The sequence below is a fragment of the Helicobacter pylori genome (assembly GCF_006440215.1).
GTDB lineage: Bacteria > Campylobacterota > Campylobacteria > Campylobacterales > Helicobacteraceae > Helicobacter > Helicobacter pylori_CS.
This window is the reverse complement of record NZ_VEZH01000002.1, coordinates 1-19,836: the sequence shown is the minus strand read 5'-3', so window position 1 is coordinate 19,836 and position 19,836 is coordinate 1. Positions and strand designations below refer to the sequence as shown.

At 36.5% G+C, this 19,836-nt stretch carries 20 protein-coding genes; 5 read left to right on the top strand and 15 right to left on the bottom strand.

Features of this window, described 5'->3' with window-relative positions; genetic code table 11:
- Positions 1-11: 11 nt before the first annotated feature.
- From FIM44_RS01545 to FIM44_RS01535, 3 genes are read right to left on the bottom strand one after another with little or no spacing between them, the layout of a single operon-like run.
- The gene (locus tag FIM44_RS01545) at positions 12-1,103 is read right to left on the bottom strand and encodes a restriction endonuclease subunit S (RefSeq protein ID WP_140578754.1); all 1,092 of its coding nucleotides are present in this window, start codon (positions 1,101-1,103) and stop codon (positions 12-14) included.
- A complete protein-coding gene (locus FIM44_RS01540; protein ID WP_140578752.1) occupies positions 1,096-2,727 on the bottom strand; it encodes an N-6 DNA methylase in 1,632 nt (543 codons plus the stop codon). The genes FIM44_RS01545 and FIM44_RS01540 overlap by 8 nt, the downstream gene beginning before the upstream one ends.
- Positions 2,720-5,002, bottom strand: coding sequence for a DEAD/DEAH box helicase family protein (locus tag FIM44_RS01535; RefSeq protein ID WP_238699883.1), 2,283 nt, complete (start codon positions 5,000-5,002; stop codon positions 2,720-2,722). Before FIM44_RS01535 ends, FIM44_RS01540 begins: the two co-directional genes overlap by 8 nt.
- Before the next feature lie 55 nt (positions 5,003-5,057).
- On the opposite strand from FIM44_RS01535, the gene FIM44_RS08745 reads away from it, so the two are divergent.
- Positions 5,058-5,192 (top strand): hypothetical protein, encoded by a 135-nt coding sequence (locus tag FIM44_RS08745; RefSeq protein ID WP_274595359.1) that lies wholly within the window; start codon positions 5,058-5,060, stop codon positions 5,190-5,192.
- Here FIM44_RS08745 and FIM44_RS08545 read toward each other — a convergent pair.
- From FIM44_RS08545 to FIM44_RS08455, 11 genes are all read right to left on the bottom strand, one after another.
- Positions 5,176-5,856 (bottom strand): type I restriction endonuclease, encoded by a 681-nt coding sequence (locus FIM44_RS08545; protein ID WP_238699882.1) that lies wholly within the window; start codon positions 5,854-5,856, stop codon positions 5,176-5,178. The genes FIM44_RS08745 and FIM44_RS08545 overlap by 17 nt on opposite strands.
- Before the next feature lie 47 nt (positions 5,857-5,903).
- On the bottom strand, positions 5,904-7,799 hold the full coding sequence (locus FIM44_RS01530; RefSeq protein WP_140578750.1) for a motility associated factor glycosyltransferase family protein: 1,896 nt from the start codon (positions 7,797-7,799) through the stop codon (positions 5,904-5,906).
- 25 nt (positions 7,800-7,824) lie between these two features.
- Positions 7,825-8,592 carry a TerB family tellurite resistance protein gene (locus tag FIM44_RS01525; RefSeq protein ID WP_140578748.1) on the bottom strand — a complete coding sequence of 256 codons (768 nt, stop codon included), beginning with the start codon at positions 8,590-8,592 and terminating at the stop codon, positions 7,825-7,827.
- 9 nt (positions 8,593-8,601) lie between these two features.
- The gene (locus FIM44_RS01520) at positions 8,602-8,916 is read right to left on the bottom strand and encodes a hypothetical protein (protein WP_162965906.1); all 315 of its coding nucleotides are present in this window, start codon (positions 8,914-8,916) and stop codon (positions 8,602-8,604) included.
- A gap of 1 nt (position 8,917) precedes the next feature.
- On the bottom strand, positions 8,918-10,405 hold the full coding sequence (locus tag FIM44_RS01515; protein WP_140578747.1) for a DUF5644 domain-containing protein: 1,488 nt from the start codon (positions 10,403-10,405) through the stop codon (positions 8,918-8,920).
- Between the two features lie 11 nt (positions 10,406-10,416).
- Positions 10,417-10,905 (bottom strand): hypothetical protein, encoded by a 489-nt coding sequence (locus tag FIM44_RS01510; protein ID WP_140578745.1) that lies wholly within the window; start codon positions 10,903-10,905, stop codon positions 10,417-10,419.
- Positions 10,890-12,626: a M3 family oligoendopeptidase gene (locus FIM44_RS01505; protein ID WP_140578743.1), complete on the bottom strand. Its 1,737-nt coding sequence runs from the start codon at positions 12,624-12,626 to the stop codon at positions 10,890-10,892. The genes FIM44_RS01510 and FIM44_RS01505 overlap by 16 nt, the downstream gene beginning before the upstream one ends.
- A gap of 97 nt (positions 12,627-12,723) precedes the next feature.
- A complete protein-coding gene (locus FIM44_RS01500; RefSeq protein WP_100999443.1) occupies positions 12,724-13,974 on the bottom strand; it encodes a cation:proton antiporter domain-containing protein in 1,251 nt (416 codons plus the stop codon).
- A gap of 152 nt (positions 13,975-14,126) precedes the next feature.
- Positions 14,127-14,309, bottom strand: coding sequence for a hypothetical protein (locus FIM44_RS08540; RefSeq protein ID WP_140578741.1), 183 nt, complete (start codon positions 14,307-14,309; stop codon positions 14,127-14,129).
- Positions 14,293-14,853, bottom strand: a complete 561-nt coding sequence (locus FIM44_RS01490; protein ID WP_000595776.1) for an outer membrane beta-barrel protein — start codon at positions 14,851-14,853, stop codon at positions 14,293-14,295. Before FIM44_RS01490 ends, FIM44_RS08540 begins: the two co-directional genes overlap by 17 nt.
- A gap of 43 nt (positions 14,854-14,896) precedes the next feature.
- Positions 14,897-15,061, bottom strand: a complete 165-nt coding sequence (locus FIM44_RS08455; protein ID WP_162972905.1) for a hypothetical protein — start codon at positions 15,059-15,061, stop codon at positions 14,897-14,899.
- A gap of 18 nt (positions 15,062-15,079) precedes the next feature.
- Here FIM44_RS08455 and modA point away from each other — a divergent pair, with 18 nt between their 5' ends.
- The 3 genes from modA to FIM44_RS01475 are packed head-to-tail and all read left to right on the top strand — an operon-like array spanning position 15,080 to position 17,310.
- A complete protein-coding gene (gene modA / locus FIM44_RS01485) occupies positions 15,080-15,820 on the top strand; it encodes a molybdate ABC transporter substrate-binding protein (RefSeq protein ID WP_120928273.1) in 741 nt (246 codons plus the stop codon).
- Positions 15,821-15,841: 21 nt separating this feature from the next.
- Positions 15,842-16,516, top strand: a complete 675-nt coding sequence (gene modB / locus FIM44_RS01480; protein WP_120928271.1) for a molybdate ABC transporter permease subunit — start codon at positions 15,842-15,844, stop codon at positions 16,514-16,516.
- Positions 16,513-17,310: an ATP-binding cassette domain-containing protein gene (locus FIM44_RS01475; RefSeq protein ID WP_140578740.1), complete on the top strand. Its 798-nt coding sequence runs from the start codon at positions 16,513-16,515 to the stop codon at positions 17,308-17,310. Before modB ends, FIM44_RS01475 begins: the two co-directional genes overlap by 4 nt.
- 116 nt (positions 17,311-17,426) lie before the next feature.
- On the opposite strand, the gene gltX is transcribed toward FIM44_RS01475, so the two are convergent.
- A complete protein-coding gene (gltX, locus tag FIM44_RS01470; protein WP_140578738.1) occupies positions 17,427-18,818 on the bottom strand; it encodes a glutamate--tRNA ligase in 1,392 nt (463 codons plus the stop codon).
- Positions 18,819-18,934: 116 nt separating this feature from the next.
- On the opposite strand from gltX, the gene FIM44_RS01465 reads away from it, so the two are divergent.
- Positions 18,935-19,836, top strand: a 902-nt coding sequence (locus tag FIM44_RS01465) for an outer membrane protein (protein ID WP_140578736.1), incomplete at its 3' end; no start/stop codon positions are given.

Here is a 19,836-nt window from a genome sequence, read left to right as displayed (position 1 = left end):
TTTTTATATTTTCATTGGGGTTTGACTTGTTGTTTTAGGAGTAGGGGGAGTAGAAAATCTCTGATTTGTTCTAATTTTTTAGAAGTTCTTGTGTTAATGGATATAAGCGTGAGTAGTGGCATAATAATTTGATTAAATTTTTTAATTTCATGCGTGGACGGCATGTAAATAGGATATTTTTTAAGCAAATTTTTTTGTAAGTGTTTAAGGCTAGTTCCTTGAAAAAAGCTTTGATTGATATGAGTTTTTATACTTGAAAGCAGTAAATATAAATAGTCGCTAAATTCGTTAGCGCAAATACACCAAGTATCCGTTGAATAAGAAGCTTTGCCTACATAAAATTTAATACCAGCATTACCTCCAGTGTTTAAAAAGCAATTTCTGCCATCAATGATCGCTTTAGGATAGGATAGGATATTATCTCCGCTTGTAAAAAAGGGGTATTTATCTTGGGTTTTTTGGGCGTTTTTAACCATAATACTAGATTTAGGATTTTCAATAATAATTTGTTCTAGCTTTGCATTTTTAGGTTTGTATTTGAAATAATGTTCATAGATTTTATAAGCGAGCGTGTGTAAAAGCTCATTGATTTTGTGGTTGTTCTCTATTTTTTGATCCAGGATAGAAAGCGTGCGGGCGATTTTTTGTTGTGTTTCTATATTTGGCAATAAGACTTCTATTTCTTGAAAAATTGTTTTGGGAATAATTGGCACAACTGTAGAGACAGCTATATTTTTAAAAAGCTCTTTTTTGTTAGATAGATAGTAGTATAAGTAGAATGGATTACAAAAATCTTTAATGTTTGTAATAGAATTTATTTGCCCATTTGTTGCGCATTTATCAAAACACATGCGAACCATACCCACATCACCTATACACCCTACAAGAATGCTTGTATTATCTATTGTGTTGTTTTGTATGCTTTTTAAACCACTATCACTAAGCGTTCTTGGTGTTTTAATAATACGATATATGCCATGCAAATCATTTGGCGTAATAAACATGTATTTGCCATTAAAAAAGTCTAAATTAGAAGTTTTAGGGGTTTTTCCTTTTACGATTTTTCCTATATTTTTAAGTTTATATGTTTTATTATCACTCAAACCTAACCCCTTTTAAAGTTTCTAAAATTTCTTGTTGCAAGCTCTGGCTTTCATCAAAAAGTCTTGTGAGTTCGCTTGAATATTGCCACATTAAATTTTCAAACTCTGCTTGGCTTATTTTCTCGCTGGTGTCTTCTATAATGAAATACTGCCCGGGGTTTAGAGAATAATTTTTTTCTATGATTTTATCAAAAGAAACCAGAGCGCAAAAATCCGCTTTTTGGGTTTTATTTTGAAAAGTTTCTAAAATCAAATCAATATCGCTTGTTCTTAAGCGCGTTTTTTTGTTTTTGTTTTCGGTGTATTCTTCGCCGAGTTTGGAAGCGTCAATCAAAATTACTTCCTTTGCGCTGGGCGTTTTTTGAAAAAAGATGATGCTCACGTTAGTGCCGGTGTTGGCAAAAACCTGACTGGGCATGCAAATTACCCCATAAACGAGCCTTCCATCCACTAAATGCCTGACAATCTTATTTTCTACCCCGCTTTTAGCGCTAATGAATCCGGTTGGCACGATAATAGCCCCCTTACCCTTATTACTAAGCATGTTCAAGCAATGCTGGAAAAAGAGCGTGTAAATGGGCATTTTGCTTTTATCGTTTTTAGGGATATTAGGCACGCCTAAGAAAAAATCGTTTTTGTTTTGCGAAATCTCGGCATGCTCGTTGGAAAAATCCAGCTTGAAAGGGGGGTTACTCACGATGTAATCCATTTTCCCCTTAAAGTCTTTAGAATGGTAGGGGTTGGTCAAGGTGTTTCCCTCAATGGCGTTTCTTAAAGAGTGGGTCAAGTCGTTTAAAATGAGGTTGAGTTTGAGCATTCTTAAGGATTTTTGCGAAATGTCTTGGGCATAAAGGGTGCAAGAATTGGTGCCTATTTGGTGGGCTAATGCCATTAAAAGCGTTCCTGTGCCAGCACTTGGGTCATAGATTTTGACGCTTTGAGTCGGCTCATTAATTAAAAGCTTGGCAATGATGCTAGCGATGCTTAAAGGGGTGTAGTATTCGGCGTATTTGCCTCCTTTGTCGCTATTGTAATCTTTGAGTAAGTATTCAAAAATGGGGGCGAAAAAATCATAGCCTTGTTGGTTTTTTAGGTTTAAAAAAGCTTGTTTGAAATTAAAATTTTTGAGTTTGTCTAATAAAGATCTTGTAAAATTAGCCCTTTTAGACTCTTCATTAATGTATTGTGAGACGCTTTCAAATAAGGCGATAGTGGTTTTGTCCGTGCTTTTGGTGTTAAAAAGTTCGGCATTATTGCTAGAAATGCGGTTAAAAATAGCGTCTAGTTTTAGGTGTAAATCGTTATCGTTAAAATGTTTTTCAAAAAGGTAGCTTAAAAGCTCATCATAGGCGAGTTTGGGGAGTCTTTTATCGGTTAAGGTAATAAAGAAATCTTCTTTTTCTTCATCGTTAAAGTCTTTGTAATCTTGTATCGTTTGGTTGGGGAATTCTTGTTCAAAAAGGAATTCAAACTTATCGCATAAGAATTTATACAAAAAGCATTGCGTGATGATCTTGTATTCGTTGCCGTCATTCCTTAAACCAAAACCCGTGGAAATGGCTTTTAAATCATCAATGAGATTGAGAGTGTCTTGTTTGATTTGCAATAAAGCGTTATTAGGCATGTGAATTTCCTTGATGGTGGTTTTGCGTGAGATTGTTAAAAAGGGTTTGAATGATAAGTTCTGTTTCTTTTTCTAAATCTTTTAAGGAGGGGTTTTTTTTGAAAGCGTCATTTAATTCTACTTTTATGGCATTTTTTAGGTAATTTTCTTCGTCTAAGATTTCTTGACGCTTAGAAATACGCGCATCAATAGCGCTTTTTAAGGCTTTTAAAAGCGTGAAAATTCCCGTTGGGTTAGAAATGTTTTGTTCCATGAGATGCTTATGAAGGCGCTTATGCGTGCTCGCATAAGACAAATCATTATCGTATTTGTTTAATAAGTGGGTGGTTTGTTCTTTGTGTTGTTTGAGTTGTGAAATGATCGCATCATAGGAATGAGAAATTTCCTCAAAATTCTGGCTCGTTGCGGGCGTTTGGAGTAGTTTTGAAAAGTCTTTGTAAAACTTTTGGATTTCTTTATCTTGTTGATCTGGGATTTTTTCTAAAATCTCTTTAACTTGCTTTTGTTTGTTGGTAATTTCTTCTTGTTCTTTAAAGCGTAATTCTTTGCTTTCTTTAAACTCTATTTTAAAGTCTAAAAGAGCGATGAGGTCTTCTAAAATGATTAGATCGTTTGGGTTTTTAGGCTCATTGATGTTTTTTAACACATGGAGTTGTTTGGCTTTTTTATGAAGCATTGAAGAGATTTTGCTGATCTTTTCAATATCCATTTTTTCTTTTAGTGAAAGGATTTTTTCATCACTAGAAGTGCGGATCAAATTGTAGCGCTCTTTGAGCGTGTTAATGGCGTGCGAAACTTTTAAAAGCTCGTTCATTTCGCTCATATTGACAATGGCACTAGTCATGTCCTCTATGTTGTCAATGGGGTAATCAAAAAGATCGTCATAGGCGTTTTTAATGTCTTCTTCTAAAATCTTACGATCCGCAAACATGTCTTTGAGATTAGAATCGCTATTGGCGCCGCTTTGGTTGAATTGGTTTAATTCTTTCAAGTAATCATCAGTCGTTTTGTCAAAATTCTCTTGAATCCCTACAAAATCTATAAGATAGCCAAAAGACATGTTGTTATAGGGGCGATTCACTCTGGCTAGGGCTTGGAGCAAATTGTGATCTTTTAATTCTCTGTGGATATAAAGGCGTTTGAGACCGGGTAAATCAAAGCCGGTTAAAAGCATGTTAAACACAAAGACTATATCAGTATCCCCATGTTTAAAAGAATAAATCTTTTCTTTGACTTCTTGTTCGTCATGCAAAATCAGACTGGATTTGAGTTTGTTTAAAATTTTTAAGTTAGGGTTTTCTTGTAAGACTTTTTCTTGGACTTCATTAAAAAGACAATTAGCTAATTTGGCCTGCTTGCTTGAAGAACAAACCACCATCGCCTTTAAAGATTCATCATCATTCAAACTCCTGAAATGCAATAAATCTCTAATGATATAAGAGAGCATTTCTTTAATGTATTTTTCATCATTAAAAATCGTTTCTTTTTTAACTTCTATGTCTTCAATGGTGATGCTTTCTTGTAAAAGGCGATAGATTTCTTGCAGTTTTTCTTTGTAGCTCGTTTCAATGGTTTCTAACTGGAGTTTTAGGGTGTGTTTGTCTTTAATGGATTCGGTATAAGAATAGGTGTGCAAGTAGTTGCCAAAAGTGTTTTTAGTGGCTTTATCTTGCACGTTGTCTTCTAATAGGGGCGTGCCTGTGAGAGCGATTTTAATCGCTGTCTTGTCGCATTCTATCAAATTAGCGTAAAAACAACCTTTGGGGTCATAGCTTCTGTGGGCTTCATCTATGATAAACACCCTTTGTAAATCGTGGCTGTTTTGAATGGATTCTTGTAATTCTGTTTTAGAAATGATTTCTTTAGGAGCGCTATTAGAGGGGTCCTCATTGTGGGCTTTTTCTTCATTGGGGGCTTTGAATTTTTGGATATTCACAACGATGATTTCATCATTCCCTTGAGGGTTTTCAAACACGCTAGAGCTTTTTAATTTTTGGCTCAAATCCTCTTTATTTTCTGCCTCATGCGCACAAAGGCCTCTTTTTAAAAACTCGTTTTTGGCTTGCTCTAATAAATCCAACCTGTCCACAATAAAATAAAATTTAGTCTTTTTTCCTAGCGGGCTAAAAAAGTCTCTTATGAGTTTGGTTAAATGATAGGTTAAAGCGGTTTTACCGCTGCCTTGCGTGTGCCAGATGATGCCCTTTAGGGGGTCTTTTGGGTTAGTTCCATAATGTTTTTGTAATTCTTTTAAAACATTCAAGCTCGCAAACATCTGCGCGTAACGCCAAATGTGTTTTTTAAACTCCGATTTTTCTTTTAAGAAACTGATGCCGTATTTTAGGATAAAGCACAGCCTTTTTGGAGAGCAAAATGAAGTTAAAAGGGAGTTTGTGGGGGTGTTTTTAGGGCTTTTTAGGCAGTCGGTGATTTTAAGGTTAAATTCGTTTAAGATTCTTTTTTGAATTTCTTCAAGCGATCTGTGGTTTTGATCATTTTGATGATTTTCGGGGGGGTAATATCTGGCTTATCAGCTTCAATAAAGCGTTGGAAAATAGGCGAATATGAAGCGCTATAAAACGCGCCTTGATCGAGGTTTTTTTCATCATAGGGCAAGTTATCGCTAAAGAGCCAAATTTGCGCAAGGTTATAAAAAACTTTGTTTTCAGGGTTTTCATAGCGTTGGATATGGCGAACTTTTTCCTCTTTAATGCCTTGTCCGGCTAAAGGCTGTTTAACTTCTATATCCACCAAAGGCAAGCCATTGATAAAAAGGGTGATGTCAGGTCTAAAGGATTTATAGGGTAATTCAGCCATCATTTCATAAAGATTGTTGTTAGGGTTGTCAAAGTCTATGATTTGACTCTCGCTTTTGAGCAAGTATTCATAAAAGCTTTTGCCCAAATCATCATAATTCAAGCGTTTTTTCATTTCAGTCAGCGAATCTTGTGCGTTTTTAGTGGGGTTTAACCGCTTAAACGCTTTAGTGAAGCTCTCTGTTAAAATATTAGTGTCCGTGTCTAGGTTGGGCTTATTTTCTTTAGAATTAATGGGAATAAAATCATAGCCTAGCCTAGCTAAATGCATTAAGGCAGGGACTTGAACCCTTGTGATTTCATTGTGCGGCATGAACACCCCTTTGATTTAAGGTTGTTATTATAGTGTAAAAATAAAAATCATGGTTGTTTGAGTTGCATTTGTAACAATAAACAAGCTTTTTTAAGGAATTGTTTTAAGGTGTTTTGAGAGAACTTGATAAAATGCGTCAGCTCATTTTCGTTAAGATGCAATGAAACGATTAGAACGCTTTGTAAAATATGAGCGATACTCCCTTCAAATAAAATGCCTATAGTGGGGGTTTTAGCACTGGCGGTTTGGCAAAACCCACTCAAGCTATCCACCCATTCAAATATTTCTTGCTTGGTTTTGCAAGGCGTGTTTAATTGCGTGAAAAAATCCTCTTTAAAACGAATGAGATTTTTTTGTAAATTGTTTAAATCCTTAGCATGATTATTTCTAGGGCTAAACATGCTTTTAATGCGAGCGGTAGCTTCTTGTTTGTTGGAATGTTTCAATCTTACTTGAGAATGATTGATACTAAAAGCATGCTTGATTTTAGCCCCATAACTTAGATTATAGACTTTTTTAGGCCGGTAATAATGAAGGGCTTCTTCAATCCTTTCTTTAGAGAGCAAAAAAAGCGAGTCGCTAAAAGTTTCATAACCCTTAAAATTACCCTCTATGCTGATCAAAGATGAAGTGTCAATTTCTTTTTCATTTTCATAATAGGAATTTTGAGCGTGCTTTTTAAACCCTTTAATGTAAGCACAATCTAAAGCGCACAAATAGATTTCATCGCTCATCAAACTCGCTAAAGCCACCCCGGCATTGCCCACAAAAGGCGCTGCGTATTCTATATTTAAAGGGCTTATATACGCGCAAGCGCTCCCCCCACGCATAAACATTAACGCTTCTTTGGCTACATTAAAAGCGTTAGGATTGAGCATGTTAGCCCCCATTAAGGGGGTGTCTTCTAAAGGGGCTTTTTCTAAAACCTCGTTAAGATAGTCTGTGCGCTCCACTTCTATTTGAAAATCCACTTTAACGCCATGCGTTTTTAAAGGCTTTAAAGCGGTTCCGCATGAAAAAATGATGAAATGATCTTCATTTTCTTTTAAAAAATCTAGCAATAAATCCAGGCTTGGCCCATTACCCACCACGCAAATGGGGGCGTTAATCTTTTTAGGTTTGGTTTTTAGAGTTGGATATAAGGGTAAGTTTTTAAGCGTGTTTTTTAATCCTAGCAATTCATCTTCAAAACTCCCCCAACCCCTTAAAGCTTGTTTGTAATAGCTTTGAATGTTTTCTTTCATGCGTGAATTGAAAGCGCTTTTATAGGGCATGATTTCTAGCTTTAAAAAAGAATGCGTGATAGGGCGTTTCAAAAAATCCATTTTTAATTCATTGGGGTTAAAAAACCCTTGAATAAAGAGTTTAGCCCCTTTTGTAATCAAATCTTCATAACGCACAAAATAACAGCTGATTTTAAACAAATCTAAATTTTCTTCAAACAAATAAAGCGAATGGAAGCGGTAATTTTGAGCCTGTAAAATGGCCAAAAACAAGCCGTCTAAGACGCCATAAATCATGGTAGGGGGTAAGAATTTCTTTAAAGAGCAAGGCGTTTGATAATCATCTAAAAAGTTTGAGATCGCATGCGTGGCTTTAAGGGTTAGGGGGAGTTTGGGGTTGTTTTGAGTTTTTAAATAATTTAAAGAGAGGTGGTTATTGTCTAAGGACCATCTGGGATTATTCAGGGGGTTAGAAGCCATGTTGAAAGCGATTTCTACCATTTGATTTTTAGGGTAGCTTAAAGCGTTTGTGGGTGTGTGCAAGAGATTGAAGTGGTTTTCTTCAAAAAGCAATTGGTAATTTTTAAAAGGCGTATTGAGAGCGTTAAAAAGATGGGGATTATAAGATTTGAAAAAAACTAAATTATCCCTAAAACGCTTTAAAATTTCTTTTTCTAAAAAGGGTGCATCAAAAGATTCTAGGGCTTTTAAAAAGGGCATTCAATAGCCTTTTTCACAAGACCTCTTAGGAGTCTTTTAAATCATTTTCTAAGAGTTGGGAAGCGAGGGCGATCTTTTTCAACGAGATAAAATCTTGTTCGCTGTAGCGTTTGTTGTCATTCATTTTATGGTAGTAGGGAGCACTTAAATCCAAGGCTTTTTTTTCTAAATCTTGCTTGGTGGTGTGAGTTTGGATTTCAAAAAGACTTTTTGCTTCTTCTAAAGACATAGGGATTTCTATTGCATTGAAGCGTTCAAAATTGTCATAAAGCTCGTTAAAATCTTGATTGTCTATCTGCAAAAACGCCCCCACATCTAAAAACAATTCTTTTTCTTTGCTATCCAAAATCCCATCAGCATAGGCTAATAACATAAGAAATTCCACTAATTTCAGGCGTTTGGTGTATTCTCCATGCGTGTGATCAGCGATTTCTTGGCATAAGGATTCAAAATTTTCTTTTTGATCCAAAGGCTCATTGAGAAGCTCTTTGGCTAAATTTTGCTGTTCGCTGTTTAAGGGCTGCTCTAATTCATGGATAAAAAGCGTTCTTAAAGCGTTATCCAAAGCGTTTTTTTGAATGTCTAAAAATTTTAAAAGACGCATATACGCGCCTATTTGGGTTTGCTTGAATTTGTCTAGGGGGCTAGATTGCGCTAACAAATAGGGGTCATTTTTCAAGTCGTATTCTTCGGTTTTGGTTTTAGGGTTTAGGGGGTTTTTTAGATATTCTTTGAGGGTGTTGTAAAAATAAAACAACACAACCGCCGCAATAATTAATAAAATGATTTCCATTTTTTTCCTTTATGAGTATTTTTTCATTTGTTCTTTAAGATCTTGTTTTTGCCTGCTCTCTCGCTCTTTTTTGGCTAGATAAAGACGCATTTGCTCTTCTTTTTGCTTGTCTTGTAAGATCATTTTCCTCTCATGGTTTTTTTTAAGCCGTTCTATGTATTCTTCTCGTTTTTCTGGGTCTTGGAAACTCACAGGGCGGATGAAAAAAACAAACAAAATCAATACAAAAATCCCTATGGCGACAATCTCAGAGCCTTCGCCATTGAAAGCATACCAAAGCCCTCCCATCAAAGAAGCGAGCGCGAGTTTTAAAAAAGCGTTCATCTTAAATGAAAGTAACCTTATGATAATGCGTATCAAGCCCTAAAGCTTGCGTGTTTTTTTCCCCCATAGCCATTAGTACGATTTGAGGTAAAAATAAAGTGGGGGTGTTGTCATTATCTCTTTTATAAACTTTTGAAGCTTTTAAGCTTAAATTTTCAAAAGCGTGAAAAAGCCCCAAAGAATGCGCGATTAAAAAATCCGCCCCTAAATCAATCCCCAAATAGCGTAAATGCGCGCACTGGAGTAAGCCGCTTGCTTCATTGACTTCTAAAAGGGGGGCGTAATTTTGAAAAGATTCTAAAAAATGGGGGGCTTTTAAACGGATTTTATTGAAAAAATGATCGCTTCGTTTAATACGAGAAAATTCAGCCCCTAAAAATGCGTCAAAAGGGCTTTTCAATTCCCATGCCAAAAATTCATTAACCCATTCATTAAGATAGACGATCTCAACGCCTTTTTCATAAACAAGCTGGTATTTTTTTAATTTTTCATTGACGGAGTTGATGATTTCAGGGTTGTTGTCTAAAACTTCTTTAGCATGCAAGATATTCAAATACGCGTCTTCTTCGCAAAAAATGAGCGAAACGCCATTGGCTTTGGCTAGAGCCAGGTTATACGCAGAAGCGGTGAGGAAATCATGCGTGCTTATAATCTTCCCATAATAGCCCCCATCATAACAAAAAGGCAGATCAATGATTTTTTGCCCCATTTTTTCCAAATAAAGCTTAGCGCTTTTTAGGAGCGATTGCGCGTCTAAATGCTTCGCATAAGCGTTAAAGAGCGCACAAGTTTTAGGGGGGTTAGGCGTTTTAGGGGGGTTAGAGTTGTATTGGAAAAGGCTTAAAAGGTTTTTAGAAAAATCTTTCCATGGCTTGATTTTGGAATTGGTTAGGATTTCTTGCAACTCATAGATTTCATGGTCAATGTTGTCATCGTTTTTATAGAGGTAATGCGCCACGCTTAAAAAATTCATCACGCCGCTTTCAGGCTGAGAAATCATCTCTAACAACCGGTTGCGCTCTGTGGGGTAGCGCTTCATCAGCCATTTAACATACAAGAAAAAGCCATCGCCCAGATATTTAGGGTTGGTTTGGGGGTTGATAAAATTGATTTGGATAAACTTTTCTAATTCTTCTTTTTCGCCTTTAGTGATGTAGGGGATTTGTTTGAAAAAATCTTCATAGTTTTTTAAAACCGTCTTTTCATCAATCATCAAGTCTTTTAAAGCGTATCGTTTGGATAGGGGATCTAGCACCCACTCTTTAGAAAAAAACGCTACCAAATCGCTCACTTTAGCGTCTTCAAACACCGCAATTTGGTTGATTTTAAGCGCGATATTTTCACTATAGCTCACGCCTTTGAGTTGTTTTAAAAGATCCAAAAGGTATTGATCTTCTTGGTATTCTAAAAAATAAGACTCATAAGCAGGGTTGTAATCTTTGTTGGTTTCAAAACGAAAGACTTTTACATGCAATTTCAAAACGCTCATCAATGATTCCTTTAACTTTTGTGCAGATTTTCTAAAATCGCACGGTTTTTGGAATTGGAAAAAAGGGCCTCTTTAGAGTCCAACCACTCTTTAGACTCTCGCTCGTCTTTTTTTGGATCTTGAAAGGGCGGTTCTTCTTTGTGGAACAATTCAAGCGAATCGCAACGATTGAATAAAACGGCATTTTCATTTTTTTCTTTGATAAGGATTTGAATGATTCCAGGAAGTTTTACTTGAACCACGCTGCCAATGTTATTAGGGCCAAACCCAGCTTCAAATTGCACGCTTTTTGCATCAATCATCAAGCTTTCTAAGGTGTATCCGGCTAAAACAAACAGCACTAACGCGCCGAATTTTTCATGAATTTCTTTAGGGAGCTTGGGGGAAAAATCAATCGCCTCTCTTTCGCACAAAAGGTTAAAACTCAAATGGTTTTTGGAGAGAAATTGCAAGTATTCAACGCAATGCTTGTTGTTTAAAAGTCTTAATTCTCTTTGCATGCGAGCAACCTTTCAAATTCTTCTAACAAATGACGCACCTCTTGCATGCCAATTTCCCAAAATTCTTTGCTATCAATGTCAAAGCCAAACATGGACACTAATTCTTTAGGGCTTTTTGACCCTCCTAAGCTCAAAAATTCCGTGTAAGTTTTAACAAACTCTTTAGCGTCGCTTTTTTTATAAAGCCCATAAAGCGCCAAAGTTAAAAGCTGCCCGTAACTATAAGCGTAGCAATAAAAAGGCGAATGGATAAAATGGGGGATATAGCTCCACCACAAATGGTAGTTTTTAGTGAGTTTCACGCTCTTTTCAAACATTCTTTGGTTTTCTTCAAACCAGATTCGATCAAAATCTTTGGTGTCTAATTCTTCATCAATTTCATGGATTCTTCTTTCAAAATTAGTCATCACCACTTGCCTAAAAAGGGTAGAAAAAATATCCTCTAGCTTGCCGGCCAGCATGAAAAGGAGTTCATCAGATTTTAAACCCTTTTTTAAATGCTCAAAAAACAGCATTTCAGAAAAGACAGAAGCGGTTTCTGCGGTGGTTAAGGGCGTATCCATGTTCAATACGCCTTGTTTTTTGGATAATTCTTGGTGGATCATATGCCCAAATTCATGAGCGATAGTGAAAGCGTCTCGGCGGTTTCCTGTGTAGTTTAACAACACATAAGGGTGAGCGCTAGGCACCCCGCCATGGCTAAAAGCCCCGCCTTGCTTAAAATCTTTAGGGTGTGAATCCACCCAGCCTTCTTTAATTGCTTTAGAAGCGATTTTATGAAATTCTGGGCTAAAGGCTTTAAGGGTTTTAAGCACTTCTTCTAAAGCTTGAGAGTAAGTCATGGTGATGCTCTCATCGTTTAAAGGAGCGTAGCGGTCGTAATCTTTGAGTTTATGCCCTAAAATTTGCGCTTTTTGATGGTAGTAACGATGCACTAAAGAAAAATTAGCGTTCACAATCTCTATCATGCTATCCACGCTCTCTTGCGAGATCTGGTTGTCAATGTGGCGGAAACTCTCTTTTTTATCGTATTTTCTCAGCCTGGTTTCAATGAGCAAATCTTTACGCACCATGTTTAAAATGTAAGTGAGCAAAGGGCGGGATTTTTCTAACGCTTTGCTGAAAGCTTTTTGAGATTTTTTACGGATCTTGCGTTTGGGGTTGTGCAAGAGGGCTAAAATTTCCTCCTCGCTTAAATTTTGCTCTTCAAAAGGGATTTTCAAAGAAGAAAAATGCTCATCAAAAAGACGGCTAAACGCGCCCACTCCCACAGGTGAAAGGGCTAGAGCGATCTTTTCTTCATCTAAATTTAAGGTGTGCTTTTTCTTTTCTATGAGGTTGTTTAGATAAAAAGCATGGTCTTTGCATTTTTTAATGAAAGCGAGCTGTTTTTTGGCGTCTAAATTCTTGAATTCAATTTCAAAAAACAAAAGGTGTTGTTGGATATTCGCGCAAGCCATTTCGCATTGCGAATAAAACTTCGCTTCTTTAGTGTTCTTAGCAAAAAGTAATTGAGCGTAAGTCATCGCTCTAGAAATTTTTTCTGACAAATTTTCGTAACGTTTAAGAGCGTTGGCAAATCCTGTAGCGTCTAAATTCTTAAGGTTGTTTTGATAAGCACTCTCAAATTCTTGCGCTTCTGTTTGTAAGGTTTTTAAAAATTCTTCTGCGCTTTCTTTATTTTCAAATAAAGTGCTTAAATCCCATTCTTGCTCTTTCATGAAATCCCCTTTTTATACCAATTTGGAGTTAAAATATGCATGTATTTTAACATAACACTGACAACACAAGCAAACTTATCATTTGGTTTTTGCGCCATTATTTTTTAGCCGGCTCATTTTCTTGGCTCTTTTGGTGCAAAATGAATTGAGCGATGGATTCTAGGTATTTTAAAATAAAAGGGGTTGCCAACATAGAAAAGACCACCATGAGAATAAGGAGCTGGTGGATGTCATTTTGAGCGATATTTAAGATATTTTTTTGGTGCAAAAGACCAAGAATCCCTTTTTTTTCTTGCAAATTAAAGAGCTGGTGCGAGCCTGAATTTAAAAAGATAACAAAAGAAAACTCCCCGATTTGCGCTAAAGAAAGAGCGGTTTTTATGGCAGTTTTAGCGTCTCTAAAAAAACGCAAAAGCGCATAAATGATAGCCGTCTTAAAACCCATCACTAAAATGAGTAAGAAGATGACAACAAAGAACTTCTCCATAAAGAAACTCACATTAATTTGCATCCCTATCGTAATGAAAAAAAGGGCTAAGAAGAGGTTTTTCAATTGCGCGAATTCTTCTTGGACATTGATTTTATAGCGCGATTTAGAAATGGCCATGCCCACAATGAACGCTCCTAAAGACATAGAAAACCCAAAAAAATGGCTCAACCCCGCTGCGCTGCAAACAATCACTAAAATCGTGCCTATAAAAATTTCAGGCAAGCGCGTGTCTTTTGCTTGCTCTAAGATGAGATTAGCCCCTTTTTTTCCAGGCAATAACAAAAGAACTAAAATAATCCCTGCTGAAATAAAAGTTTTAAGAATGAGTAAATTAACATTAGAATCTTTACTGCCTAGAATCGTCAAAATTAAAAGCATGGGAATGGCGGCAATATCTTGGAAAATCAAAATCCCCACCGCGCTCTTTCCCATGGGCGTGCTAAGCTGTTTGGAATCTTCAAAGAATTTCAGCACAATAGCGGTTGAAGAGAGCGAAAGCCCCATGCCTAAAACAAGGGAAAAAATGGGTGAAAGACCCAAAACAAAATACCCCAGTAAAAAAGCGATTAAAGCGCATAAAACTACTTGTAAAAGCCCAAAAACCAGCACTTCTTGTTTGATGGATTTGAGCTTGTCAAAATTAAACTCAATGCCTATCATAAACATTAAAAAGACGATACCAAATTCACCAATATCAGACAACAAATTAAAATCATTAATTTTAAAAAAAGCCGCTAAGACCGTTCCTGTGCAAATGTAGCCAATGATAACAGGCATGTCTAATTTCTTTAAAAAGATTCCAAAGCCTACAGCAAGCCATAAGCCAGCAATAACAATATAAAGTGTGCTGTTTTCCATAAAAACCTTTCCCCAGTAGAATCAATTTGTTTTAAAGAAATCAAAGCGAAACTATCTTATTAAATTGAGCCATTAAATAACACTATTAAATAAAATAATATCTATCAAATATATATAAGTAATTTATTATTTAAATCTTACTAAACCCGCTTTCAAACGCAAACACCAAACGCTCTATTGAGTGGAATAAAAATTAAAACGCTAGGATTATACTGCAATAAGGCAAACTTTCTATTTATAAAAAAGATTTTTGAACCCCAACCTTCTAAGAGTCGGCTAGGGTTTAATTTGATAAAGAAGAGCGGATGGAAGAATGAATTAGAAAGTGAAGACATAATCCACATACCAAGAATAGTAGCGGATAAGCCCTACATCTTTGCTGCCCTGATTAACCATAGGGAATTTCACGCCCGCTTCAAACGCGCTGCGATCCCCAACACGCATTCTTCCGCCTAAATTCCATAAGAACTGGAATCTCGTTTGATTGACATCATAAGGGAACATCCAAGTGTTTCCGGCTAACTGAACGCCACCGATGAGACCTAGAGCGAATTTATCCAAAGGAATGAGATTGACAATCAAATCGCCACCGCCACCATAGGTGAGCAAATTGGTTTTGGTGTGTTCAGTCCCTGAAGTGTTAAACCAATCTAAAAAGCCATACACCCTAGCCCCAAACCATTTATTGGCAAAGCCTACAAAACCTAATTTGAAATTCAAACCATAAAGATCATTGCCATGGCGCCAATCAGAGTAATTGCTGTTATAAGGGCCATAACGACCTTGCTGATAACCCGCACCCATGAAAAACCCGTTCACTTCGCCAGCCAGCGCTAAACTCGCACTCAAGCTTAAAATACAAGCAATTCTTTTAATCATAATAAATCCTTCTTGTTGAATTAAAGTTACACCTTAAAATCGGTTATTTTTCTAAAAGATTTAATTTTTTATCAAAGATGAGGGTTTTTAGAGTGGAAATCTTGGTTAAATACTGATAAGTGGGATACACCCACAAAACAAACCGCCTCAAACTTTTAAAATACAAATTTTTAAGATACAAATAGGTATAATCAATAACTTCAATCATTTAATCAAAGGGAGTTCTATGAAAAATACTTTCAAAGCGTTTGCCTTTTTAATCGTATTTTTTTCAAGCGCCCTGTTGGCACAAGATTTAAAAATCGCTGCTGCTGCTAACCTCACACGCACTTTAAAAGCCCTTGTTAAAGAATTTCAAAAAGAACACCCCAAAGACGCTGTTAAGATTAGCTTTAATTCTTCAGGCAAGCTCTACGCTCAAATCGCTCAAAACGCCCCTTTTGATTTATTCATTTCAGCGGATATGATTAGACCTAAAAAGCTTTATGATGAAAAAATAACCCCTTTTAAAGAAGAAGTCTATGCTAAAGGCGTGTTGGTTTTGTGGAGCGAAAATCTAAAAATACATTCTTTAGAAATTCTTAAAGACCCTAAAATTAAATATATCGCTATGGCTAATCCTAAACTAGCCCCTTATGGAAAAGCCAGCATGGAAGTCTTAGATCATTTAAAGCTCGCTTCCAGTCTTAAATCTAAAATCATTTATGGCACTTCTATTTCTCAAGCCCATCAATTTGTCGCTACTAAAAACGCTCAAATAGGCTTTGGAGCGTTATCCTTGATGGATAAAAAAGACAAAAATCTCTCTTATTTCATCATTGATAAAGCCCTTTATAACCCTATTGAACAAGCCTTGATTATCACTAAAAATGGGGCTAATAACCCTTTAGCCAAAGTTTTTAAAGATTTTTTATTTAGCCCTAAAGCTAGAGCTATCTTTAAAGAATACGGCTATATTGTGGATTGAAACGCATAAAAAAGGCGAACAATGGATCATGAGTTTTTGATTACCATGCGTTTGAGCTTTTCTTTAGCTTTGATTACCACCCTTATTTTACTCCCTATAGGGATTTTTTTGGGCTATTTTTTAAGCCTTAAACGCAATCTTTTAACCAGCTTAACAGAAACGCTTGTGTATATGCCTTTAGTTTTACCCCCAAGCGTGCTAGGGTTTTATCTTCTTTTGATCTTTTCGCCTTCTTCTTTTTTGGGAGCGTTTTTACAAGATGTATTCAATGTGAAACTCGTTTTTAGTTTTCAAGGGCTTATTTTAGGGAGTGTGATTTTTTCCTTACCCTTTATGGTAAGCCCTATTAAGAGCGCGTTAATTTCCTTGCCCACTTCTTTAAAAGAAGCCAGTTATAGTTTGGGTAAAGGGGAATATTACACCCTTTTTTTTGTCCTGCTCCCTAACATCAAACCCAGTGTGTTGATGGCTATCATTACAACTTTTACGCACACTATAGGCGAATTTGGCGTGGTGATGATGCTTGGGGGTGATATATTAGGGGAAACAAGAGTGGCGAGCATTGCGATTTTTAACGAAGCTGAAGCGCTCAATTATTCTAAAGCCCATCAATACGCCTTAACGCTCACGCTCATTAGTTTTAGCCTCTTGTTTGTTACCCTATTTTTAAATAAAAAACAAAACTCGTTTTTATGATAAAAGCGCGGTTTAAAAAACGCCTTTTAGGATCTAGGGGCGCGTTTGATTTGAATATAGACTTAGAAATTAAAGAAGCAGAAGTTGTCGCTTTATTAGGAGAATCGGGTGCGGGTAAAAGCACGATTTTACGCATTTTAGCAGGGCTTGAAGCGGTGGATAGCGGCTATATTGAAGTCAATCGTTCAGTGTGGCTAGACACTCAAAAAAAGATTTTCTTAAAGCCACAGCAACGAAAAATCGGCTTTGTGTTTCAAGATTACGCCCTATTCCCTCATTTAAATGTGTATCAAAACATCGCCTTTGCTCACCCTAAAGATAAAAATAAAATCCACGAAGTGTTACGCTTAATGCGTTTAGAAAATCTAAGTCAGCAAAAAATTCTTAAACTCTCTGGCGGGCAAGCCCAACGAGTCGCTTTAGCAAGAGCTTTAATCGCAGCCAAAAATCTATTGCTTTTAGATGAGCCTTTAAACGCCCTAGATAATACCTTAAAAAACGAGGTGCAACAAGGTTTGCTTGATTTTATCAAGCGTGAAAATTTAAGCGTGTTATTAGTCAGTCATAACCCAAACGAAATAACCAAACTCGCACGAACTTTCCTCTTTTTAAACAATGGTGTTATCAATCCTAATCAAGAAAATCGGCTTTTTTCAAACCGCTTATTGGTAAAACCTCTCTTTGAAGATGAAAATTATTGCCATTATGAGATCATTCCTCAAACGATCAGTTTGCCCAAAGATTGTCTGAACCCAACTTTTAAGCTTGATTCCAATCAAGGCAAAAAATTTTAGAAATATTTTTTCATTTTTCTCTTAAAACCCTCTTATTTTCAAAAGGAGTTGTTTATCACAACCGCTAAAATCAAGCCCTTTTATTATTAATATCCAATGAAAACAGAGCCAATTTTTTAGTTTTTCAAAAACTTTTCTATTCTTTTGACGCTCTCTGTTTTGCCTAAAATAAAAAGCGCTTCTTTAAGGCCTATCCCGCCCCCCTTGCCCAAAAGGGCTAATCTTAAAGGCTGCATGAAGCTACCCGCTTTAATCTTTTCTTCTTCAATGATTTGGTGCATGGCGTTTTCTAGAGCGCTTTCATCGTTGAAATCAGCTTTATCTAACGCCAGTTTAAATTTTTCTAACAAGGGCATGACGAGCGCTTGATTGAGTTTTTTAAAAACCTTTTCTTCATACTCCACAGGAGCGATTAAAACCTCATCTATTTTAAGGGCTAATTCTTTTAGGGTTTGAGATCTTTCTTTGAGGGCGTCCAACAAGCGATCCAATTGAGCGGGGTTTAAATGCGAGAGATCGCTAAAACTAAAAGGCTTTAAAAGTTTTAATAATTCTTGTGTGCTTTGGTTTTTTAAATAATGAGCGTTGAGCCAATTAAGTTTGTGCCAACTGAAGCAACTGGGCGAAGAATTCAAATCTTTAGGATCAAACCATTCTAGTAATTCTTGCATGCTAAAAACCTCTTTATCTTGATAGCTCCACCCCAAACGCGCTAAAAAATTCACTAAAGCTTCCTTAAGATAGCCCCTTTCTTGATAGTCCATCACATTAGTGGCCCCATGGCGTTTGCTTAATTTTTGCCCTTCTTCGTTCAAAATCATCGGCACATGGAAAAAATTAGGGATTTTAAAATTCAAAGCCTTATAGAGAACGATCTGTTTAGGGGTGTTAGAAAGGTGATCATCGCCTCTAATCACATCAGTAATCCCCATTAAAGCGTCATCAATAGTAACCACAAAATTATAAGTGGGCGTCCCATCGCTCCTAGCGATAATGAAATCGTCTAGTTCGTTAGTGTTCACTCTCACTTCGCCTTTAACCCCATCATTAAAAACAATCACCTCATTTTGGGGGACTTTAATCCTTACGACAGGCTCTATGCCTTTAGGGGGCGTGCCTTTAAAATCACGATAGCGATTGTCATAGCGTGGGGTTTCTTTCCTAGCTTTTTGCTCTTCTCTCAAAGCGTCCAACTCATCTTTGCTCATGTAACAATAATAGGCTTTGTCTTCGTCTAAGAGTTTTTGAATGTATTCTTTATAAATTTCAAAGCGTTTGGATTGGTAGAGGATTTCGCCATCGTATTCTAGCCCTACCCATTTGAAAGCCTCTATAATGGCGTTAGCCGCTTCTGTGGAGTTACGACTCAAATCCGTGTCTTCAATGCGTAAAAAAAACTTTCCTTGATTGGATCGTGCAAAAAGATAATTAAAAATGGCTGTCCTTAAGCCTCCTATGTGGAGGTAGCCAGTGGGCGATGGAGCGAAGCGCGTAACGATCAAACTCATTATTCTAACCTTAAAAATAAAATGCTCTTATTGTATTCAAAAATGGCTTAAAAATTGTTTCACTTTTTTCTATTAAAATTAGTGTATCATTGAGATTATTTTTAATAGGATCACCCATGCAATTTCAAAAAACCTTATTTCCTTTATCTTTACCCTTATTATTTTTATCTTTTTGTATTGCTGAAGAAAATGGGGCGTATGCGAGCGTGGGGTTTGAATATTCTATCAGTCATGCCATCCAGCACAATGACCCTTTTTTGAATCAAGAACGCATCCAAACCATTTCTAACGCTCAAAATAAAATCTATAAACTCAATCAAGTTAAAAATGAAATCACCAGCATGCAAAACACCTTTAACTACATTAACAACGCTTTGAAAAACAACTCCAAATTAACCCCTACTGAAATCCAAGCCGAACAATACTACCTCCAATCCACCTTTCAAAATATTGGAAAAATAGTCATGCTTAGCGGTGGCGTTGCATCTAACCCTAAACTAGTCCAAGCGTTAGAAAAAATACAAGAACCCACCACTAACCCTTTAGAATTTGAAGAAAACTTAAAAAATTTAGAAGTGCAATTTGCTCAATCTCAAAACCGCATGCTTTCTTCTTTATCTTCTCAAATTGCTGAAATTTCAAATTCCTTAAACGCGCTTGATCCCAACTCTTATTCTAAAAACATTTCAAGCATGTATGGGGTAGTCTTGAATGTGGGTTATAAGCATTTCTTCACCAAGAAAAAAAATCAAGGGTTGCGCTATTACTTGTTCTATGACTATGGTTACACTAATTTTGGTTTTGTGGGTAACGGCTTTGATGGTTTAGGCAAAATGAATAACCACCTCTATGGGCTTGGGATAGACTATCTTTATAATTTCATTGATAACGCGCAAAAACATTCTAGCGTGGGTTTTTATGCAGGCTTTGCTTTAGCGGGGAGTTCGTGGGTAGGGAGTGGTTTGAGCATGTGGGTGAGCCAAACGGATTTTATCAACAATTATTTGACCAATTATCA